15 protein-coding genes are annotated in these 19,277 nt (G+C 67.1%); 6 read left to right on the top strand and 9 right to left on the bottom strand.

Annotated elements, in window-relative coordinates:
• Positions 1–298 precede the first annotated feature (298 nt).
• Entirely contained in the window at positions 299–1,192 is an 894-nt protein-coding gene (locus AC56KL_RS06535; RefSeq protein WP_497179337.1) for an EamA family transporter, read from the top strand.
• Positions 1,193–1,277: 85 nt separating this feature from the next.
• Complete coding sequence (locus tag AC56KL_RS06530; protein WP_497179336.1) at positions 1,278–2,057, top strand: DUF3108 domain-containing protein; 780 nt, start codon at positions 1,278–1,280, stop codon at positions 2,055–2,057.
• Between the two features lie 22 nt (positions 2,058–2,079).
• Here the strand turns inward: AC56KL_RS06530 and AC56KL_RS06525 are convergent, their stop codons facing one another.
• Together AC56KL_RS06525 and AC56KL_RS06520 are read right to left on the bottom strand one after the other, a co-directional pair.
• The gene (locus AC56KL_RS06525; protein WP_497179335.1) at positions 2,080–3,906 is read right to left on the bottom strand and encodes a diguanylate cyclase domain-containing protein; all 1,827 of its coding nucleotides are present in this window, start codon (positions 3,904–3,906) and stop codon (positions 2,080–2,082) included.
• Positions 3,907–4,077: 171 nt separating this feature from the next.
• Complete coding sequence (locus tag AC56KL_RS06520; RefSeq protein WP_497179334.1) at positions 4,078–4,281, bottom strand: hypothetical protein; 204 nt, start codon at positions 4,279–4,281, stop codon at positions 4,078–4,080.
• 82 nt (positions 4,282–4,363) lie between these two features.
• On the opposite strand from AC56KL_RS06520, the gene soxR reads away from it, so the two are divergent.
• Positions 4,364–4,831: a redox-sensitive transcriptional activator SoxR gene (gene soxR / locus AC56KL_RS06515; protein ID WP_497179333.1), complete on the top strand. Its 468-nt coding sequence runs from the start codon at positions 4,364–4,366 to the stop codon at positions 4,829–4,831.
• Positions 4,832–4,843: 12 nt separating this feature from the next.
• Here soxR and AC56KL_RS06510 read toward each other — a convergent pair whose 3' ends face one another.
• From AC56KL_RS06510 to AC56KL_RS06500, 3 genes are read right to left on the bottom strand one after another with little or no spacing between them, the layout of a single operon-like run.
• On the bottom strand, positions 4,844–5,305 hold the full coding sequence (locus AC56KL_RS06510) for a hypothetical protein (protein ID WP_497179332.1): 462 nt from the start codon (positions 5,303–5,305) through the stop codon (positions 4,844–4,846).
• A gap of 13 nt (positions 5,306–5,318) precedes the next feature.
• Positions 5,319–6,587, bottom strand: coding sequence for a c-type cytochrome (locus AC56KL_RS06505; RefSeq protein WP_497179331.1), 1,269 nt, complete (start codon positions 6,585–6,587; stop codon positions 5,319–5,321).
• On the bottom strand, positions 6,584–7,309 hold the full coding sequence (locus AC56KL_RS06500) for a c-type cytochrome (RefSeq protein ID WP_497179330.1): 726 nt from the start codon (positions 7,307–7,309) through the stop codon (positions 6,584–6,586). Before AC56KL_RS06500 ends, AC56KL_RS06505 begins: the two co-directional genes overlap by 4 nt.
• Before the next feature lie 103 nt (positions 7,310–7,412).
• Here AC56KL_RS06500 and AC56KL_RS06495 point away from each other — a divergent pair, with 103 nt between their 5' ends.
• Positions 7,413–8,165, top strand: a complete 753-nt coding sequence (locus tag AC56KL_RS06495) for a class I SAM-dependent methyltransferase (RefSeq protein WP_497179329.1) — start codon at positions 7,413–7,415, stop codon at positions 8,163–8,165.
• Here the strand turns inward: AC56KL_RS06495 and AC56KL_RS06490 are convergent.
• Entirely contained in the window at positions 8,137–8,769 is a 633-nt protein-coding gene (locus AC56KL_RS06490; RefSeq protein ID WP_497179328.1) for a 3'-5' exonuclease, read from the bottom strand. The two genes, AC56KL_RS06495 and AC56KL_RS06490, sit on opposite strands and share 29 nt — an antisense overlap.
• 10 nt (positions 8,770–8,779) lie before the next feature.
• Positions 8,780–9,157 carry a ProQ/FINO family protein gene (locus AC56KL_RS06485; protein ID WP_497179428.1) on the bottom strand — a complete coding sequence of 126 codons (378 nt, stop codon included), beginning with the start codon at positions 9,155–9,157 and terminating at the stop codon, positions 8,780–8,782.
• Positions 9,158–9,969: 812 nt separating this feature from the next.
• Here AC56KL_RS06485 and rpoD point away from each other — a divergent pair.
• A complete protein-coding gene (gene rpoD / locus AC56KL_RS06480) occupies positions 9,970–12,702 on the top strand; it encodes an RNA polymerase sigma factor RpoD (RefSeq protein WP_497179327.1) in 2,733 nt (910 codons plus the stop codon).
• Between the two features lie 52 nt (positions 12,703–12,754).
• Here rpoD and AC56KL_RS06475 read toward each other — a convergent pair whose 3' ends face one another.
• Complete coding sequence (locus tag AC56KL_RS06475; protein WP_497179326.1) at positions 12,755–13,594, bottom strand: PEP-CTERM sorting domain-containing protein; 840 nt, start codon at positions 13,592–13,594, stop codon at positions 12,755–12,757.
• Between the two features lie 360 nt (positions 13,595–13,954).
• Between AC56KL_RS06475 and AC56KL_RS06470 the strand changes: the two genes are divergently transcribed.
• The gene (locus tag AC56KL_RS06470) at positions 13,955–16,150 is read left to right on the top strand and encodes a family 10 glycosylhydrolase (protein WP_497179325.1); all 2,196 of its coding nucleotides are present in this window, start codon (positions 13,955–13,957) and stop codon (positions 16,148–16,150) included.
• Between the two features lie 142 nt (positions 16,151–16,292).
• Here the strand turns inward: AC56KL_RS06470 and ppc are convergent, their stop codons facing one another.
• Positions 16,293–19,121, bottom strand: a complete 2,829-nt coding sequence (gene ppc, locus AC56KL_RS06465) for a phosphoenolpyruvate carboxylase (RefSeq protein ID WP_497179324.1) — start codon at positions 19,119–19,121, stop codon at positions 16,293–16,295.
• Positions 19,122–19,277 lie beyond the last annotated feature (156 nt).

The raw sequence follows: 19,277 nt of genomic DNA, 5'->3' as shown, positions 1-19,277 counted from the left end.
TCGGCGCCGCTTTCCCGCGCCGTCCTCGACCTCAAGAATCCTGAGCCCGGCCGGGGAAAAGTGATTGGACCCGCGTGCGGCGGCTTCGTAGAGTAGGGCCTGCGCGTCCCATACCGGCAGCCCTGTTTCGTCTCTCCCGAGGCTGCCGTTTTCGGCCGGCGACACGCCGGCCTATTTTTTTTGCGCGCGGCAGCTGCAAGCATATGCGTTGGTGCATATGAAGCTTGCGGAATTGCGCATTTTCATGGCGTGAACGCATAGCCATGCCGCCACATCCCTTCGATTACGAAAGCACCACATGGCGATCAAACACCTCCTGCTCGGCATCCTCGTCACGGCGATCTGGGGCGCCAACTTCTCCGTCATCCGGCTCGGCCTGGCGGACGTCGATCCCTTCGCTCTCGCTTGCGCGCGCTTCGCCCTGAGCGCCTTCCCGCTGATCCTGGTGGTGCCGCGGCCTGCTACCCGCTTGCGCTACGTGGCCGGCTACGGCGCCCTGTTTGGCGGCGGACTGTGGGGCCTGGTCAACCTGGGCATCCACGCCGGCGTCCCCGCCGGCCTGGCCTCGCTGCTGCTGCAGTCCAGCGCCTTCTTCACCATCGTGCTGGCCAGCCTGGTGCTGGGCGAACGCATCGGCAGGCAGGGCTGGCTGGGCATGGCAGTGGCGGGACTCGGGCTGGCCATCATCCTGCTCTCCAGCAGCGGCGGCACGCTGGCGGGAGCGGCGCTGATCCTGGCCGCCGCCCTGGCCTGGAGCGTGTGCAATGTGATCGTACGCCGGGCGCGGCCAGGCGACATGTTTGCCTTCCTGGTCTGGGCCTGCGCCTTCGCCACCGTCGCCCTGTTCGCGCTGACCCTCTTGATCAAGGGCGTGGCGCCGTTCAGCCGGCTCGACGTGTTCCTGGGCCCGAAGGCCTTGTTCTCGATTGGCTTCCAGGCCTGGGTGACTACGCTGTTCGGCTACTGGGTGTGGAATTCCCTGATGAAGACCTACCCGGTGAGCCAGGTCGCGCCCCTGTCGCTGCTGGTGCCGGTGGCGGGCCTCCTGACCTCACACCTGGTGTACGGCGAAACGATCGGCGGCGCGAGGCTGCTGGCGGCGCTGTGCATCCTGGCGGGCATCGCGCTGATGTACTTCGGCGCGCCCGTCGCCGGCTTGTGGCGGCGCAGGCAAGGCGTGCCGGTGCGCTAGCGCCGCCGGCATGCATATCCGTTTTTTGTTGCCGCGGTGGCGGGTCAGGGCGATACTCGTGCCCATCGTTCGCCCAGGAGAATCCATGTCCATCCTTCGCCCAGCCGTGCTGGCCCTGCTGTTCGCAACCGTGGGCCTGTCCGCCCAGGCGGCCGGCGTGAACGTCGACGTCGGTACGCCCCTGGCGCGCTTTGCGCTGCTCAAGCCGGGCACGCACCACTACCTGCGTTTCATGCGCACCCCAGGCACCGGCGCAGAGCAGGCAAAGAACCAGCCGATCGACATCTGGACCCGCGAGATCCGCTTCGAGGAGCGCGATGGGAAGAAGCTCATGCGCATCGTTCAGCGCTGGGACGGCGTGCTGCCGACCCCGTCGACGCGTACTGTCGATTCGTGGTTCGAGGCGGGGACCTTCCGCCCCTTGAGCCACGAGCGCGTCAGCGAGCGGGACGGCAAGCGCGTGGTCGAAGGCTTCGTGTTCGCGCCGGACAGGATCAGCGGCATGCGCGAGCTGGCCGGCAACACCCAGAAGGACCTGGTGGTGGCCTCCGGCGAGCCGAGCTACAACTTCGAGACCGACATCGAATTCCTGCAGGCCTTGCCGCTGGCCGAGGGGTATGAGGCGCGCATCAACTTCTACCACCCGGGTGGACAGGCAGCCCCGCAGCGCTACGGCTTCCGCGTCACCGGATCCGGCGTCATCGCCGGTCCCGCCGGCCCGGTCGATTGCTGGGTGGTGAAGACCGACTACAACCGGCCCGGTAGCGAATCGACCTTCTGGTTCGCCAAGGGCAGCCAGCTGATGCTGCGCCAGGAAAGCCCGCTGCCGGACGGCAGGGTGATGGTGAAGACGCTGATCGACTGATCCGCGCCGGGGTAGTGGATCGCTAGGCGCCGTCGGCGAATGCGATCCGGTTGCGCCCCGAGCGCTTGGCGACGTACATGGCCTCGTCGGCGCGCTTGAGCAGGGTCTCGGCATCGCTGCCATGCCGGCCGAGCAGGCTCACGCCGATGCTGCAGGTCGGATGCACCACCAGCTCGCCCAGCACGAGCGGCTGGGCGAGCTGTTCCTGGATCCGGCGCAGCAGCTCGACCACGCCATCCTCGTGGTGTTCCGGGCGCCCCGCAGCCTGCACCGAGAGCAGCACGAACTCGTCGCCGCCCAGGCGCGCGATCATGTCGGTCTTGCGGATGCACAGCGAGATGCGCTCGGCCACCGTGCGCAGCAAGAGGTCGCCCGCTTCATGGCCGTGCTGGTCGTTCAGGGTCTTCAGGCCGTCCAGGTCGATGAAGGCCACGGCCAGCCGCCAGTCGCCGTCGGCAAAGCTGCGCACTGCCTGCGCCATTTTCTCCATCAGCATCCGGCGGTTCGGCAGGCCGGTCAGCGGATCGTGGTTGGCCAGCGAGACCAGCTCTTCTTCGGCGCGATGGCCGGCGGTGACGTCGACCACCGTGAACACGTAGTGCGAGACGGTGCCGTCCGCAGCACGGATCACGGCCAGCCGCACCTCACTCCAGAACTGGCTGCCGTCCTTGCGCAGCGAGCACAAGACGCGCTGCTGGCCATGGCGCGCAATAAGCGCCTCGCGGCCAAGCACGTTGTGCGGCAGTTCGTCGGCGTCGAGCAGGAAGCGTTCGATGCCGCAGTGCCTGGCCTCTTCGAGGCTGAACCCGGTGATCCGCTCGAAGGCGGGGTTGATGTAGATGACCGGGTAGTCCTGGGCGGCCGCGCCGGTGATCACGATGCCGTCCTGGCTCGACTCGACCGCGCGGTCGCGCAACCTGGCGACTTCGTTGGCGCTGACGCGCTGGGTCACATCGCGCGAGATGCCGACGATACCGGCCACGGCGCCGTTCTCGTCGTAGAAGGGGAGCTTGGTGGTCGAGTAATACCGGAGGATACCGTCCCTGGACAGGTTTTCCTCGACCTGGTCGAGGATCGGCACGCCGGTGCGGATGATGTTCTGCTCGTCCGTGAAGAAGCGCTGGCCGCATTCGACAGGATAGAGATCCAGGTCCGACTTGCCGATCAGGTCGCCGACGTCGGGCAGGCCCAGGATGGCCATCGCGGCGGCCCGGTTGCCGAGGATGAAGCGGCCGCTGCAATCCTTGGCGTAGATCTGGTCCGGCATGTTGTCGATCAGGGTGCGCAGCAGGCTGATTTCGTTGACGGCGCCCGGCTCCAGCGGACCTTCGGCCGAGTGCGCGGCGATGGCGCGCGGCCGCGACAATTGCGACAGGCGCGCGGCGCCGTGTTCGGCCAGCAGCGCCAGCGCCGCGCTATCGACTTCCACCGTCGCGTCCAGCGCCAGACACAAGGCGCCGAGCAGCTCGCCCTTGTCGGCGCATAGGGGGATGGCGGCAAAGCGCACACCCGCCGCCTCGACCTCGTGGATGGCCGCCACGTCCATGGCATCGAACAGTTGGGCCGCGGCTTCCTGCAGCAGCCCATGGCTGAGCGCCGTCCCAGTGCGGCAGTGGTAGCCGCAGACTTGCGGCGCCGCCGCCATGCGGATCGCAAGGAAGCTGTGGGGCGAGTTGCCGGCCTCATGCAGGAGTCGGCCGATCAGCTCGCCTATCCCGGCATCGCTTTCCGCTTGCAGCCGCGCCTTCAGGGCGGCGCTGTGGGCCAGCGTCGCGCCCAGTGCGTGCAGGCCGCGCGGGAAGCTTGGGGTATATGGGGCCGTAGGCGCTTGAGCTGGTGATATAGACAAGATGATCTCGACTAACGAAATGCCTGGCGGCGACCCGAATCGGATAATCTTGCAGAGTAGCACTATAAACGGACGAGTTCAATTCTGGTGCAATCCCGCCCCATGTTAGTGCGCCCGATGTTGTCCCCTGGCAACGATTGCTCCCCGAAGCTGTCCCTGCGCAGCGATTTGCTAACGCCACATGACATGGTAAGCGAGCAGGGCAATCGGCCACGGCAGCTCTTGGCAGGCCTGCGCCGGGTCTGCGCCGGCCCGCCGGTTTTCGGCGCCCAGGGCAGACCAATTGCTGACCAGGACATCGTTTCCCTGGTGACGTCCGGCATGCCGGATCGGCACGCGGGAAGTGTTCATATGCGCTTCGGGTAGCCGGTTCATGCATGTGCCTCCTTGTATTGGGAAGCAAGATAAAAGTTCAAGTGAACTTGAAGTCAATGCCGTTGTCCGGTATCGTGCCCGCATGGACACCCTGATCACCATTTCCGAAGTCGCACGCCGCAGCGGCGTGCAGGCCTCCGCCCTGCGCTTCTACGAAGAGCGCGGATTGATACGGTCCGAGCGCAGCGGCGCGGGACACCGCAGGTACCGGCGCGAGGTATTGCGCCGCGTGGCCTTCATCGTCTTCGCCCAGCGCGTCGGTTACTCCCTGGAGGAAATCGGCGTGGAGCTCGCCAGGCTTCCCGGCAATGCGGCGCCCAAGTCGGAAGACTGGGCCGCCGTCTCGGCCGGCTGGATGGCCAGGGTGGAAGCGCGCATCGCGGAACTGGAACGCCTGAAGTCGGGGCTGACCGAGTGCATCGGCTGCGGGTGCCTGTCCCTGGAGCGCTGCAGGCTGGCCAATCCCGACGACCGCGCTGCATCGCGCGGGCCCGGTCCGGCGCGCTGGACGCCGGAACTAGCGGCGTCCGATGAGGGCAAGGCGGCTTGAGTCCCTCCAGCGCTAGCGGGCGTGCTCCGGGCAGCGCTTGTCACTGAGGCCGAAGCTCAAGGCAAGGGCGTACCCGTCAGCGGAATAGCGGGTGATGACGAGTCCCTGCGATACGTCATACGTGCCGCCATTCAGGGCCCGGTCGGTGAAGCACGCCTCGAGATCTTCGATGCCGTCGCCATTCACATCGCGCCGGCCGAGGATCTTCATTTCATACTGCCACCGACCCGGCTCGTGAAACACCAGCACGTCGTTGGTGGCGAGGGTCGGCGTCATGCCGAAGTCGGCGAAGCTGCGCAGTGCGTGAGTACGGCGTGGACCGAAGGAGCTCCGGATGCTGGCGAGGTCGAACTTCCCGGCCAGGAACTGCCCCAGGTTCTGCTTCGGGAAGTAAGTCACGAGCGTCGCGCCGTGCACGCTGCACGTCAGGGACAGGCCGAGCACGACGCCCAGCGCGGCATGGATCGTCTTCATCGCGTTTTCCTCGTCAGTCGAGCGGTACGCTGCGATAGCGGTTGACGTCCGGTACCGAAACCGGCGGCGCCGCGTTGCCCCAGCTGTCGCGCACATAGGTCAGCACCGCCGCCACCTGCGCGTCGTTCAGCTCGTGGCTGAAGGGCGGCATGCCGTAGGGCCGCGGATTGCCCGCCGTCCCGGGCGGGAAGCCGCCGTTGAGCACCATGCGGATCGCATTCACGGCCGGGCTCAAGGTCACGGCGCGGTTGCCTGCCAGCGGCGGATAGGCCGGCGCCTTGCCCTTGCCGTCGGCGCCATGGCAGTCCACGCAGTGGGTCGTGTACAGGCGGCGTCCTTCCGCCAGCAGGGGCTCGGCGGCGCGCTCGCCGCCCTCCTGCCTGGGAGGGTCGGTGGGCGGCAGCGACTTCAGGTAGCTTGCCATCGCGCCCACGTCCGTCAATGTAAGGTGCTGCAGGCTGCGCGCCACCACCTCGGCCATCGGACCGGTGGCCGAGCCGCGCGGCGATATGCCGGTGTGCAGCAGGGCGACGATGTGTTCCTCTTCCCAGTCGCCCAGGCCCGCTTCGCCGCTCGCGGTGAGCGAGGGGGCGTACCAGCCGATGGTCGGCATCAGGCCGCCCGCCAGGTTCTCGCCGGTGGCGCCGAGGCGGTTGCGGGTGCTGTGGCATGCGCTGCAGTGGCCGAGTCCCTCGACCAGGTAGGCGCCGCGGTTCCACTGCGCGCCGCGGGCCGGCTGCGGCGTGAAGCCGGCCGGTTTGAAGTAGAGCAGGCGCCAGCCTGCCAGTACGACTTGCTGGTTGTAGGGGAAGTCGAGTTCGTGCGGACGGTTCGGCTGCCGCCGTGGCGCCAGGCTGCGGAAGTACGCGAACAGCGCGTCCGAGTCCGCGCGCGCGACCCTGGTGTAGTTCGTATAGGGGAAGGCGGGGTAGAGCAGGCGGCCGTCGCGCGACTTCCCGTTGTGCAGGGCGTTCCAGAAGTCGTCGGCGGACCAGCGCCCGATGCCGGTCTCGGGGTCGGGCGTGAGGTTGGGACCGTACAGGCGGCCGAAGGGCGTGTCCAGCGCACGTCCACCCGCATACTCGGCGCCGCCGCGCGCCGTGTGGCAGGCCACGCAGTCGCCTGCGCGCGCGAGATAGGCGCCGCGCGCGATGTTCTCGGGCGTCGCGGCCCAGGCGGCCGGCGAGGCCGCCGCAATGTATTCGTCGCGCGGCCAGGCCACGGCCACGGCGGCGGCGGCGAGGACGGCGAGCGCCGAGAAGGCCAGGCCGATGCGCTTCATGGCCCCTCCGGGGCGCTGCCGCAGGGCAGGGGCAGGGGACGCGCGATCGACGCCGCCGGACGCGCGTCTTGGGGCATCGGCTGGGCCGCGAGCCAGCTCGAGACGGCATTCACGTCTTCCAACGACAGCCTGGTCGTGATCTCGGCCATGCAGTCGGGGGCATGGGCGCGGCGCGCCTTGTTGCGCCAGGCGCCGAACTGCGCGTTCACGTAGTCGCGCGGCAGGCCGAGCAGGCCGGGGATGGCGGGCTCGACGCCGGTCAGGCGCTGGCCGTGGCAGGCGATGCAGGCCGGCAGCTTGCGCGCGCTGTCGCCTTGCAGTACGAGCTGGCGCCCGCGTTCCAGTACTTGCGGGGACGCGGCCTGGGCTGCGGCCGTGTGCGCGGCGGACGGCTGCGCCGCGAAATGGCCGGCGATCTCGCGCAGGTAGGGGTCGGGCAGGTGGTCCACCAGGTAGGTCATGAGCGGATACTGGCGCCGGCCTTCGCGGAAGTTGAGAAGCTGGTTGTACAGGTAGCCGGCCGGCTTGCCCGCGATGCGCGGAAAGTAGCTGTCGTTGACCGGCTTGCCGCGTGCATCCACGCGGGCATGGCAGGAGGTGCAGGCAAGCAGCCGCTGGGCGAGCGTATCAGGCACGCTCTGCCGGGGGGCGGCCTGCACGGCACTCGCGGCACATACCAGGACAGCAAACGGGACAGCAAACGGCATACGGCGACGACTCATGGATGAACCCGGCAGTAGCAATGCCCGCATGATAGCGCGGATAGCGCTGCGACAGGGCCTCGCCTTGCTATAATCCCATCCCTTTGGACCGCCGGGATGCAGCATGGGTGTCAGTTATACGGAAGGGGTATTCAGGGACCGCAATCCGATCAAGCGCTGGCTGCAGAACCAGCGCCTGCACAGCGCGATCGGCTTCGCGCAGAAGCCCCCCGGATCGGTCACCCGGGTGCTCGATTTCGGCGCCGGCAGCGGCGAGCTGTGCAAGCACCTCGTCCACGCCTATCCGAACGCGACCATCGTCTGCTACGAGCCCTGCTCTGACCTGCTCGAAGAAGCGAAGATCGAGCTGAAGGGCCTGCCCCGCATCGAATTCTACTCGTCCTTCGACAGCATCCCGGCGGGACAGGCCGACCTGCTGTTCTGCCTCGAGGTGTTCGAGCACATTCCGCTGTCGATGCGTTCCCGGTCGCTGGCCGAAGTGGGCGCGCTGCTGAAGGACGACGGCGAAGCCGTGTTCGGCGTGCCGGTCGAGGTGGGCCTGCCGGCGCTGTACAAGGGCATGTTCCGCATGAGCCGGCGCTACGGCGCTTTCGACGCGCGCTTGAGGCACGTGCTGATGGCGACCCTGGGCATGCCGCCGAAGGAGCGCCCGGTCGGGATCCTGCCGCCCGACGTCGAGGTGCATAACGAGCACATGGGTTTCGACCACCGCGTGTTCCGCAAGGACCTGGCCGGGCAGTTTGCGCTGGCGAAGGCGAGCGCCAGCCCGTTCCCGGTGCTGGGCACGGCGCTGTGCCCGGAGGCCTACTTCGTGGTGAGGAAGCGCGTCAGGACGCCCGGCGCGGCGGCGCAGTAGTCTCGTCGCCTGGCGGATTGGCGCGCCAGTAGCGGTACAGGCGCAGCGCCACGTGCGCGTCGTCGGCTGCGTACAGCACCTGCTTTTCGCTCAGTTGCGCCAGCGCCCAGTTGGTGGTGGTGATGCGGCGCGACTTCTGCAGCCGCTGGCCGAAGAAACGCGCTACCGCGGTCTTGGCGCCGAGGGTGTTGCGCTCGCCGCGCCGGCGCATGGCGGTGGCCAGGTCGAGCACGTTGCGCGCCTCGATGCCGAGCTTGGCGCGCAGGCGCTTCAGGTCGTCGCCAAGGCCGAAACCCACCTTCAGGATGGATTCCGATTCGAGCACCGGCTTGAGCACCTCGAGCGCGACCTGGGCGCTGGCCGCGCTGCCGATCTGGAACAGGTAGGCCAGCTCGTCGGTGGCCAGCTGCACCAGGTGCGGTCCGGTCGACACCTCGCCCTTGGCGAAGGTCGGCTTGGACTCGGTGTCGAAGCCGATCGTGTCGGCGCCCGACAGCGCCGCCAGTGCGGCGGCGGCCTCGAGCGGCGTGCGCACCATGCGCACGTCGGCCAGCTTGACGCCGTCATAGGGGGGAAGGAGGTCCTCCGGGGTGTCGACGCTCATCGACACCGGCTCAGCTGCGCGAGAACTTGGCGGCGAGGGCGTTCAGCTTTTCCTGGCGCTGGCGGTCGGCCTCTTCGGCCGCGGCGGCCTCGCGCTCGGCCTTCTTGCGCTCGGCTTCCTTCTTGAAGCGCTCTTGCAGCTGCTCCTTGGCGTGCTGGCGGTGGGTGTCCGTCACTTCGGCGCCCGGGGTACCGTCGAGGTCGTAGCGCAGCTTGGCCTTTTCCATCGCGCGCAGGTAGCGCATCGAACCGGTGTGGATGCCGAGCGCGGCGCGCATGGCCTTGCGGTTCAGGTTCGGCATGCGCGCCAGCAGCTGCTTGTCGATACCGATGGCGAGCGGCAGGCAGTCGCGGAAAGCGGGGAATTCCTGCTGGAGCTGCTTGAGCAGGGCGCGCGCGGACGGCGCCGGTGCATTGCCCGCCTGCGCCTGCGTCGGCGCCTGCGAATCTGGTTTGGCCGGTGCGTCGGCCGCTGCTTCCGGTGCACCCTGCGCCGGCGCGTCGCCTGCGGCGTCCTGCGCGGCAGGGGTGGCTGCGGCTGGCGTGTCGGCTGACGGCGTTGCCGGCGTCTCGGTGGTGGCAGGATCGGTGGTGTCGACGGTCTCGGCAGCGTTATTCGTATTCATTGACTTCATTGTAAGAACGGGAAAGCGAAGGATAGCACGGCGCCCGGACGCCAGTGCTGGCCGTATTGTACTTCTTCCATTAATCCTGAGAATTACGCTTGCAGCGATCTGCCAGTACGGCAGGCGTGCGGGCATGAAATCGTGTATGATCCGCCTCTTGCCTTGCGCACGGCTTGCGCCGTCGCAGACTGGCCGGAAGGTCGACGGGCGCATGTCATATTCAAGTTGGTGATAACCATTATGGGATATTTCAATTATCACCAATTCTTGCAATACGGCATAATATCGCCTTCCTTCTGTTCTTCCCTGAACATGAGATGCAAGCCCGTTTCATCCGACGGGCTTTTTTTCGTTCCGACATGCACACCGTGACTTTGAATATTGCCCCTTTCTTGCTAGCTCGCCGACGCCCCACGAGGATGGCCGGCCGACCCGGGAAAAGGGTGCTTGAAGTCCGCGCGTCCGCCCTCAGGTAGGGCCACTTCCGCGTCCCAACAACCGAACGGACCCGACCGCGGGTCTCGCTGACATTGAAGCGCCGCGCGCGATGCGCCGCGACTGGAGAGAGTTTCACTATGAAAAACACCGCCAAGACACTGACACTGACCGCCAAAAAAGCGCCCGCCAAGGCAACGGCGCAGCTGGCAGTGCCGAAAACCGCAACCTCCTACTTCCTCGAGACGGAAGCGGCGGCCAAGGTCACGGTGGTGAAGACGCGCTCGCGCCTGGCCTCGGCCAAGGCCGCGCTGGAAGTGGGCGAGGCGCCAGACGCCGCGGAGTTCGATGCGGCCAACGAGGCGGTGCTGGAAGCGCCTGCGGCGCACGAGCCGGAAGCGGCCGCCGCCGAGGCTGCGCCGGTGGGAGCCGCTGCGGTGAGCGCCGATCCCGCCGCCGAGCCGGCGCCATTCGAGGACTATACGGCCGCAGTGCCGAACGCGGCCGCCACCGTCGTGGTGCGCAAGCGCGGCTCCAAGCTGGCCGCCCTGAAAGGTGCGGCGCATGCCTTGCACGCCGCCGAAGCCCCGGCCGATGAGGCCGTGGCCGCTGCGCCGGCCGCACCGGCGGCCACCCCGCTCGTGGAGGCCGCCGCCGCTGTGGATGCCCCTGCGGATGTCACCGCGGGCACCGCGCCGAGGGCGGTGCGCACCCGTAGCCGCCGCACCGATGCCAACGCGCTGCCGGCGCCCGTCACCGCCGTCGGCACCGTCAGCGCCACCACCGATGCCGCCACCCTGGCCGCCATCGACACATCGGGCTACCTGCTGCCGGGGGTGAAGGTCCCGGGCCGCCGCGGCCGCAAGCCGAGCGAGTTCGTGCCGGAAAATGACGAAGTCGCGGCGCTGAACGCCGTCGAGCGCGCCGAGATGAAGGCCGCTTCCAAGCTGCGCGAGCGCAAGGCCAAGGGCCTGTCCGGCATGCTGGGCGGCGAGAACGGCTTTTCGGAAGCCGAGCTGGAAAAGCGCCGCCAGCAGATCAAGAACCTGATCAACATGGGCAAGGAGCGCGGCTACCTGACCCACGCCCAAATCAACGACCAGCTGCCGGAAAACATCGTCGATCCGGAAGCGATCGAAGGCATCATCGCGACCTTCAACGACATGGGCATCGCCATCTACGAGCGCGCCCCGGAAGCCGAGATGATGCTGCTGTCGGATAACGTACCGACCGCGACCAGCGACGACGAAGTGGAAGCGGCCGCCGCCACCGCGCTGTCGACCGTCGATTCCGACTTCGGCCGCACCACCGACCCGGTGCGCATGTACATGCGCGAAATGGGCGCGGTGTCGCTGCTGACGCGCGAAGGCGAGATCGAGATCGCCAAGCGCATCGAGGACGGCCTGAAGGACATGGTCCAGGCGATCTCGGCCTGCCCGACCACGATTTCGGAAATCATCGCGCTGTCGCACAAGATCGCTGCCGATGAAATGAAGATCGACGACGTGGTGGACGGCTTCGTCGACCTGAACGACGCTGCGCCGGCGCCGGTGGCCGCCAGCGCTTCCAGCGACGATGAGGAAGAAGAGGAAGTCGAGGAAGAGGAAGAAGAGGGTGCGGCCGGTGGCGGCGCGGCCGGCTATTCGGCCGAGCAGCTGGCCCAGCTGCGCAAGAGCGCGCTCGAGAAGTTCGCGCTGATCGAAAAGCAGTTCGACCGCATGGGCCACGCCTTCAAGACGGTCGGCTACGGCTCGGATGAGTACGAAGCGGCGCAGGCCATCATCTCGAACGAGCTGCTCGGCATCCGCTTCACCGCCAAGATCGTGGAGAAGCTGTGCGACACCCTGCGCCATCAGATGGACGAAGTGCGCGCCATCGAACGCTCGGTGCTGGACATCTGCGTGAACCGCTGCGGCATGCCGCGCGCCCACTTCATCAAGGTCTTCCCGGGCAACGAGACCGACCTGGAATGGGGTGACCGCGAAGTCGACTGCGCCTATCCGTACAGCGCAGTGTTAAGCCGCAACCTGCCGGCCATCAAGGAACTGCAGCAGCGCATGATCGACCTGCAGGCGCGCGTGGCGCTGCCGCTGGCCGACCTGCGCCGCATCAACAAGCAGATGGCGGCAGGCGAGAAGCGCGCACGCCAGGCCAAGCGCGAAATGACGGTGGCCAACCTGCGCCTGGTGATCTCGATCGCGAAGAAATACATCAACCGCGGCCTGCAATTCCTCGACCTGATCCAGGAAGGCAACATCGGCCTGCTGAAGGCGGTGGACAAGTTCGAGTATCGCCGCGGCTATAAATTCTCGACCTACGCGACCTGGTGGATCCGCCAGGCCATCACGCGCTCGATCGCGGACATGGCCCGTACCATCCGCGTGCCGGTGCACATGATCGAGACCATCAACAAGATGAACCGCATCTCGCGCCAGATCATGCAGGAAACCGGCAGCGAGCCGGACCTGCCGACCCTGGCGGCCAAGATGGAAATGCCGGAAAACAAGGTTCGCGAGATCATGAAGATTGCGAAGGAACCGATTTCGATGGAAACCCCGATGGGCGAGGACGGCGATTCCCAGTTGGGCGACTTCATCGAGGACAACACCACCCTGGCGCCGCTGGACGCTGCCCTGCACGCATCGATGCGCAACGTGATCAAGGAAGTGCTGGACTCGCTGACCCCGCGCGAAGCCAAGGTGCTGCGCATGCGCTACGGCGTCGAGATGTCGAACGACCACACGCTGGAAGAAGTGGGCAAGCAGTTCGACGTGACCCGCGAGCGTATCCGCCAGATCGAAGCCAAGGCCATGAGCAAGCTGCGCCAGCCTTCGCGTTCGGACAAGCTCAAGACCTTCCTGCACAACGGGTAAGTTTGACCGCCTGGTAAAAAGAAGCCGCCAGTCGATGACTGTGCGGCTTTTTCTATTTCAGCGCGGGGCCTGATACGCGGCGCCACCCGACCAGGCCCAGGCCCGCCAGCAGCAGCGCATAGGCAGACGGTTCTGGTACGGCGCTGACCGGCCAGGCGCGCGCCTGCGAGAACAACCGGAGGCTGATGTCGCCGTAAGCTGCATCCGGCCTTGCATTGCTGAGATCCACCGACAGGCTGATGGTCTGGTCGAGTTCCAGGGGACTGCCCTGCCGGGTGCCGACTTGCAGCGAGGCCGCGTCGCTGCTGGCAGTGCCGAGCGGCGCGTGAAGCGTGAGGTCGATCGCACCAAAGGCAGTGAGGACCTCGTCATAATCGCCGGTTGCCCGGGTGCCGGCAGTGAAGTCCAGGTCGACCGTGAAGGTCACGCGGGTATTCGGCGAGAGCGTGAAGCCCAGGCGGTCGCTGTACACCTCGCCCGTGGTGAATGCATCGCGCTGCCCGCCCGATGCGATCTGCGTCGATACCGACAGCAGCTGGCCAAGCGGATCGTGATGGACCAGGGCGGATTCCACCGAAGCCTGCGGACCTGGCGAAAAAGAGCGTCTTGCCGGACCGGGCCCTTGGGCCAGGCCGGCGTCGAGGTAGCTGTCGGACACCCATGGGTCGTCGACGCTGTAGCCAACGACGACCGACCCCGGGGCCACGATGCCGGAGGCGAAATCGGGGATGCCCCAGACGAGCGAGGGTGTGACCGCATCGGTCAGGTCGAGGTCGAACAAGGTGAAGCCCAGATTGCCCATCGTCGCCTGGCCTCGGGAATCCGCCAGTGCCGGCGCGCTCCAGGCCGCACAGGCCATGGCCAGTGCGCCCATTCCAATTCGCATTCTCATCGCAGCCTCCGCTTCACCCAATCCATCCTAACACCCGCACGTCGCGGCATGGGCCATGTTCGATTCCGGCGGGCTTGGCTGTAACGGTTTCGCAACTCATGCGTTCATGGCGCCGAATGGTCCCTTGCGCCATGCAGGACCGCTGAGGTCATCGGTAACATTCCCCGGCCGAGGTATCACTTTCTTGCCTGTTATGCATGAAAGTTATGCCGCCTATTCGGAAATTCATTGGTTGTAAATATTGCTCCCGCATACCCTGTTTCGCGGATGGCAACGCATCGGCGCGTGGAGAGGCGCCGGGGACCGCCGCCCACGCCGCCTTTCCGGGGCGTGCACGTCAACCTGCAAAAAGACCACAACATGAAAAAACTTTTGCTTGCCGCGGCGGCCGCAATGCTCGTCGCCTCGATTTCCCACGCCGATGCCCAGGCCCTGTCGCCCAAGCGCGAGATGCGCGGCGTGTGGATCAGTACCCACCTGAGCCTGGACTGGCCGAACCGCCTGCAGACGCCCACCCAGCAGCAGGCCGCCCTGCGCGCGATCCTTGACCACAACAAGGCCACCGGGATGAACGCCGCCTTCCTGCAGGTGCGCAGCCAGTCCGACGCCCTGTACCCAAGCGAGCTCGAGCCCTGGTCCTACTACCTGAGCAACCAGCAGGGCAGCGCCCCCGCGCCGATGTGGGACCCGCTGCAGTTCGCGATTGAGGAAACCCGCCAGCGCGGCATGGAGTTCCACGCCTGGATCAACCCCTACCGGGCGGTGGCGAACGCCGCCAGCCAGGGCAATACGGCGCAGTACGCGGCCAATCACGTGTCGCGCACCCATCCGGAATGGATGCTCACGGTCGGCAACGTGAAGATCCTGAATCCCGGCCTGCCGGCCGTGCGCGACCACGTGGTGAACGTCATCATGGACATCGTCAACCGCTATGACGTGGACGGCATCCATTTCGACGATTATTTCTACCCGAGCGGCGTCATCCTCGACGACGACGCCTACAACGCCGATCCGCGCGGCTTCCCGGCCACCGCCGCGGGCCGTGCCGACTGGCGCCGCGACAACATCAATCTCCTGATATCGCGCGTGAACGACAGCATCCGCGCGGTGAAGCCATGGGTGAAGTTCGGCGTCTCGCCCTCCGGCATCTACCGCAGCAGTACCGACCCTGCGATCGGTTCGCCCACCTCCGCCGGCGCCTCGCAGCACTACAGCAGCATGTTCGCCGACACCCGCAAGTGGATCCAGCAGGGCTGGGTCGACTACCTGGCGCCCCAGGTCTACTGGTTCATCGGCCAGGCCGGCTCGGACTACAAGCTGCTGGTGCCCTGGTGGAATCAGAACACCTACGAGCGCCACATGTACATCGGCCTGGCCGACTACAAGATGAACACCGCCGGCTGGACCGACCCGAACCAGATCAACCATCAGATCGCGCTGAACCGGGCGCACGCCGGCATCTCGGGCCAGATCCACTTCCGCCACCAGTTCCTGCAGAACAACCCGCTGGGCTACCGCAGCTCGCTGATGAACGACACCTATGCGCGGCCGGCGCTGCTGCCGGTCATGGCCTGGAAAGGGAGCGGCGCGCCTGCCGCACCGGCTCAGCTTGCCGCTGCCGCGGGCGAGGACAATGCCGTGCAACTGAGCTGGGCCGCGGCGCCCGACACGGCCGACGAGTTCGAGAAGACCCGCAAGTACGCCATCTACCGCTCAGACCAGCGCGAGATGGACCTGGAGTCGCCGGCCAACCTGCTGGGGGTGACCGCCACCGCCACCGGCAGCTTCGCGGACCGCAGCGTGGCGCCGGGCCAGTACTACTACTATACGGTGACGGCCCTGAACCGCCTGAGCGTGGAAAGCGCGCGCGCCAATACGGTCAGCAACGACTTCGAGGCGCCGATTGTGCGCACGAAAGACGTGGCGGTGACGCTGGCGGGCGGCAGCGCGTCGATCGCGGCGGGCGACCTAGATGGCGGCACGAGCGACAACTGGGGCGTGGAGTCGCTGTCGGCCTCGCGCACCAGTTTCTCGTGCACCGACATCGGCGCCCAGAAGGTGGTGCTGAGCGCCGTCGACAAGGGCGGCAACAGCGCCGCCGCGGAAGCGACCGTGCAGGTGCTTGGCCACGTGCCGCAGCCCGCCATCACCGTCACCCCGGGCGCCGGCGCCGCGACCGGGCTGCCGGCCAATACCATCGCGCTGGGCTACGGCCCGCAGAGCGTGACGCTGGCCGCGAGCGATGCGGCAGGCGCCTCCACCTTCACCTGGAGCCCGGCGGTCGCCCTGTCGTCGAGCAGCGGTCCGGTGACCAGCTTCGCACCGACGGCCGCGGGCAGCTTCAGCTTCACGGCGCAGGCGGCCAGCCCGGAGAGCTGCTTCGCCCAGGCCACGGCCAAGGTAGAGGTGATCGACGCGCGTTGCGGCGACGGGAAGGTGATGGTGTGTAACGGCACGGGCAGCAGCGGCAATCCGGGGGCGCAGGTATGCGTGTCGCCGAATGCGGTGCCGGCTTTCCTGAAGAAGGGGAGTGTGCTGGGGGCGTGCGCGGGCTGACGTGGGTAGGCGTGATCTGGTCCAGTGGACCAGATCACGCTTTGCCGACCGCGCGTTCAAATAGCGGTACTGCCGACGGATCGGCTGTTCATGGAAGGATTGAACGCGCGGTCGGCGAAGCCGACCACCCTACGAAGTCGCCTCAGCCTGTGTTACGCAGGCCGGCCGCCACCCCATTGATCGACAGGTGAATCCCCCGATGCACCCGCGGATCCGCGTTGTCCCCCAGCTTGCGCCGGCGGTGGATCAGTTCCACCTGCAGGTGGTTCAGCGGATCGAGGTAGGCGAAGCGGTTCTGGATCGAGCGCGCCAGCAGCGGGTTGCCTGCCAGGCGCTCGGTGACGCCGGTGACCGCTTCGAGGCAGCGCAGGGTCTCGCCATGCTCGGCCGTGATGCGGCGGAAGATCCGTTCGCGCAGTTCCACGTCGGCCACCAGCTCGGCGTAGCGCGAGGCGATCGCGAGGTCGGTCTTGGCCAGCACCATGTCCATGTTCGACAGCAGGGTCGCGAAGAAAGGCCAGGCGCCAACCATCTCGCGCAGCACTTCCAGGCGTTCCTCATCGACACCCTGGGCGCCGTCCGCCAGCCAGCCGCTCACTGCCGTGCCGAAGCCGTACCAGCCCGGCAGCAGCAGGCGGCACTGGCCCCACGAGAAGCCCCAGGGGATCGCGCGCAGGTCTTCGATGCGGCGCGTCGACTTGCGCGACGCGGGACGCGAACCGAGGTTCAGTTCCGCGATCTCGGCGATCGGCGTGGCGCTGAAGAAGTAATCGGTGAAGCCCGGGGTCTCGTAGACCAGGTTGCGGTAGGCGCGGTAGGCGCGCTCCGACAGCTCGGCCATCACGGCCTCGAAACGGGCGAGACGCCCGTTGGCCGCTGCGTCGCCGGGGCGCGGGCTCAGGCTCGCTTCCAGCGTCGCCGCCACCAGCAGCTCGAGGTTGCGGCGTCCGATTTCCGGGTTGGAGAATTTCGAGGAGATGATCTCGCCCTGCTCGGTCAGGCGGATCTGGCCGTTGACGGTGCCCGGCGGCTGCGCGCGGATCGCGTCGTAGCTCGGGCCGCCGCCGCGTCCCACCGTGCCGCCGCGGCCGTGGAACAGGCGCAGCGTGACGCCGCGGGCGGCGAACACGTCGACCAGCTTCAGCTCGGCCTGGTACAGCTCCCAGTTCGAGGTGAGGAAGCCGCCGTCCTTGTTCGAGTCGGAGTAGCCGAGCATGACTTCCTGCAGCCGGCCCTGCTTCTCGATGACGCCGGCCACCAGCGGGATCGCCATCCATTCGTCCATGATGGCGCTGGCGCGCTGCAGGTCGGGAATGGTCTCGAACAGCGGAATCACCATCACGTCGCACGCAGTTGTCCCATCCGCGGAGGAAACGCGCATCAGGCCGGTTTCCTTTTGCAGCAGCAGCACTTCGAGCAGGTCGGACACGGTCTCGGTATGCGAGATGATGTAGTTGCGGATCGCGCGGCTGCCGTAGCGCTGGCGGATCTCGCGCGCCATGCGCAGCACGCCCAGCTCGGAATTGGTCTCGTCCGAATAGCGCTCGTAGGGCGAGTACAGGGGGCGCGGCTGGGCCAGTTCGGACAGCAGCAGCGCGACTTTGCCCGCTTCGTCCAGGCCGGCATAGTCCTGTTGGGCGCCGGCGCGCGCGAACAGTTCGGCCAGCACGCGTTCGTGCACGTCCGAGCTCTGGCGCATGTCGAGCGAGGCCAGGTGGAAGCCGAAGATGCGCGCGGCGCGGGTCAATCCGGCCAGGCGCGGCTCGACCAGCACGGCGCCGTGGTTGGCGCGCAGCGACTCGGCCAGCACCTCGAGGTCGGCCGCGAACAGCCCGGCGTCGAGGTAGGGCGGGGCTTCGCCGACTTCCTTGCGCAGGATGTGGCCCACGCCCAGCTCGCGCGCGGTGGCGGCCAGGCGCGCATAGATGCCGATCAGGGCGCGGCGGTAGGGTTCGTCGCTGCGGTGGGGCGAGGCGTCGATCGAGGCGTCGGCCAGTGCCTGCATCTGCGGCGTCACCGGCACCAGGAGCGTCGATGTCGACAGCTCGGCGCCGAGCGCGTGCACTTCTTCGAGGTAGAAGTCGAGGATGGTGCTGGACTGGCGCACCAGCGCGTGGCGCATGGTGTCGGCGTTGACGTTCGGGTTGCCGTCGCGGTCGCCACCGATCCAGCTGCCCATCTGCAGGAACTGGGCGTCGTCCAGGCGGGGCGCACCGCCTTCGTACGCGGCGCCGATCTCCTCTTCGATGTCGTCGTACAGGCCCGGCACCTCCCGCAGGAAGGTGATGCGGTAATAGGACAGCGCGTTGTCGATCTCGTCGGCCACGGTCAGCTTGGAGTAGCGCAGCATGCGCGTCTGCCACAGCGTGGCGATGCGCGCCTGCAGCAGCTGGGTATTGCGCTTGCGTTCCTTCGGCGTCAGGCCGCGGTCGCGTTCGGCCAGCAGGCGCGCGATGTCGTGCTCGGCGTCGAGGATGCTCTTGCGCTGCACCTCGGTCGGATGGGCGGTGAGCACAGGCGAGATCAGGGCGTTCTTGAAGAAGCCCTCGACGGCGTCGCGCGGCACGCCGGCGTCGACCAGCTTGCCGAGCGCATGGGCGACACTGCCCTGGCGCGGTTCGGCCCCGCGCACCAGGTGGGCGCGGCGGCGGCGGATGTGGTGCTGGTCCTCGGCGATGTTGGCCAGGTGCGAGAAATACGAAAAGGCGCGCACCACCGAAATGGTCTCGTCGCGCGTCAGGCGGTGCAGCAGGGTGGTCAATTCTTCGCCGGCCACCGGGTCGGCGTGGCGGCGGAAACGCACCGCGGTCTGGCGGATGGTCTCGACGACCTCGAACACGGCGTCGCCTTCCTGGTCGCGCAGCACGTCGCCGAGCAGGCGGCCGAGCAGGCGGATATCTTCTTTCAGGGGTGCGTCCTTGTCGCTGACGGACGGTGGGGCGGAGTTGACAAGTGCAGCAGGATTTTCCATATCGACCACAAGTAAAAGTGTTGGTGCCATGGCGGTTGGCCATCGTCTGCAAGAGGGCCCATGCTAAAATTTGTGATCTTAAGCAAGGGCCAAAAAACCGGCATCGTCCTGGTGGGCTAGATGACAGTGAAAGAAACCGTGTTGAATATAACTGAT

Source organism: Telluria sp. ZB4P34 (assembly GCF_059686055.1).
The sequence above is the reverse complement of the archived record's forward strand: the minus strand, read 5'-3'. Positions and strand labels throughout refer to the sequence as shown.

Coding starts and splice junctions, on each gene's coding strand:
- AC56KL_RS06535 (WP_497179337.1), top strand. CDS start 299: ATGGCGATCAAACACCTCCTGCTCGGCATCCTCGTCACGGCGATCTGG.
- AC56KL_RS06530 (WP_497179336.1), top strand. CDS start 1,278: ATGTCCATCCTTCGCCCAGCCGTGCTGGCCCTGCTGTTCGCAACCGTG.
- AC56KL_RS06520 (WP_497179334.1), bottom strand. CDS start 4,281: ATGAACCGGCTACCCGAAGCGCATATGAACACTTCCCGCGTGCCGATC.
- soxR (WP_497179333.1), top strand. CDS start 4,364: ATGGACACCCTGATCACCATTTCCGAAGTCGCACGCCGCAGCGGCGTG.
- AC56KL_RS06510 (WP_497179332.1), bottom strand. CDS start 5,305: ATGAAGACGATCCATGCCGCGCTGGGCGTCGTGCTCGGCCTGTCCCTG.
- AC56KL_RS06505 (WP_497179331.1), bottom strand. CDS start 6,587: ATGAAGCGCATCGGCCTGGCCTTCTCGGCGCTCGCCGTCCTCGCCGCC.
- AC56KL_RS06500 (WP_497179330.1), bottom strand. CDS start 7,309: ATGAGTCGTCGCCGTATGCCGTTTGCTGTCCCGTTTGCTGTCCTGGTA.
- AC56KL_RS06495 (WP_497179329.1), top strand. CDS start 7,413: ATGGGTGTCAGTTATACGGAAGGGGTATTCAGGGACCGCAATCCGATC.
- AC56KL_RS06490 (WP_497179328.1), bottom strand. CDS start 8,769: ATGAGCGTCGACACCCCGGAGGACCTCCTTCCCCCCTATGACGGCGTC.
- rpoD (WP_497179327.1), top strand. CDS start 9,970: ATGAAAAACACCGCCAAGACACTGACACTGACCGCCAAAAAAGCGCCC.
- AC56KL_RS06475 (WP_497179326.1), bottom strand. CDS start 13,594: ATGAGAATGCGAATTGGAATGGGCGCACTGGCCATGGCCTGTGCGGCC.
- AC56KL_RS06470 (WP_497179325.1), top strand. CDS start 13,955: ATGAAAAAACTTTTGCTTGCCGCGGCGGCCGCAATGCTCGTCGCCTCG.
- ppc (WP_497179324.1), bottom strand. CDS start 19,121: ATGGAAAATCCTGCTGCACTTGTCAACTCCGCCCCACCGTCCGTCAGC.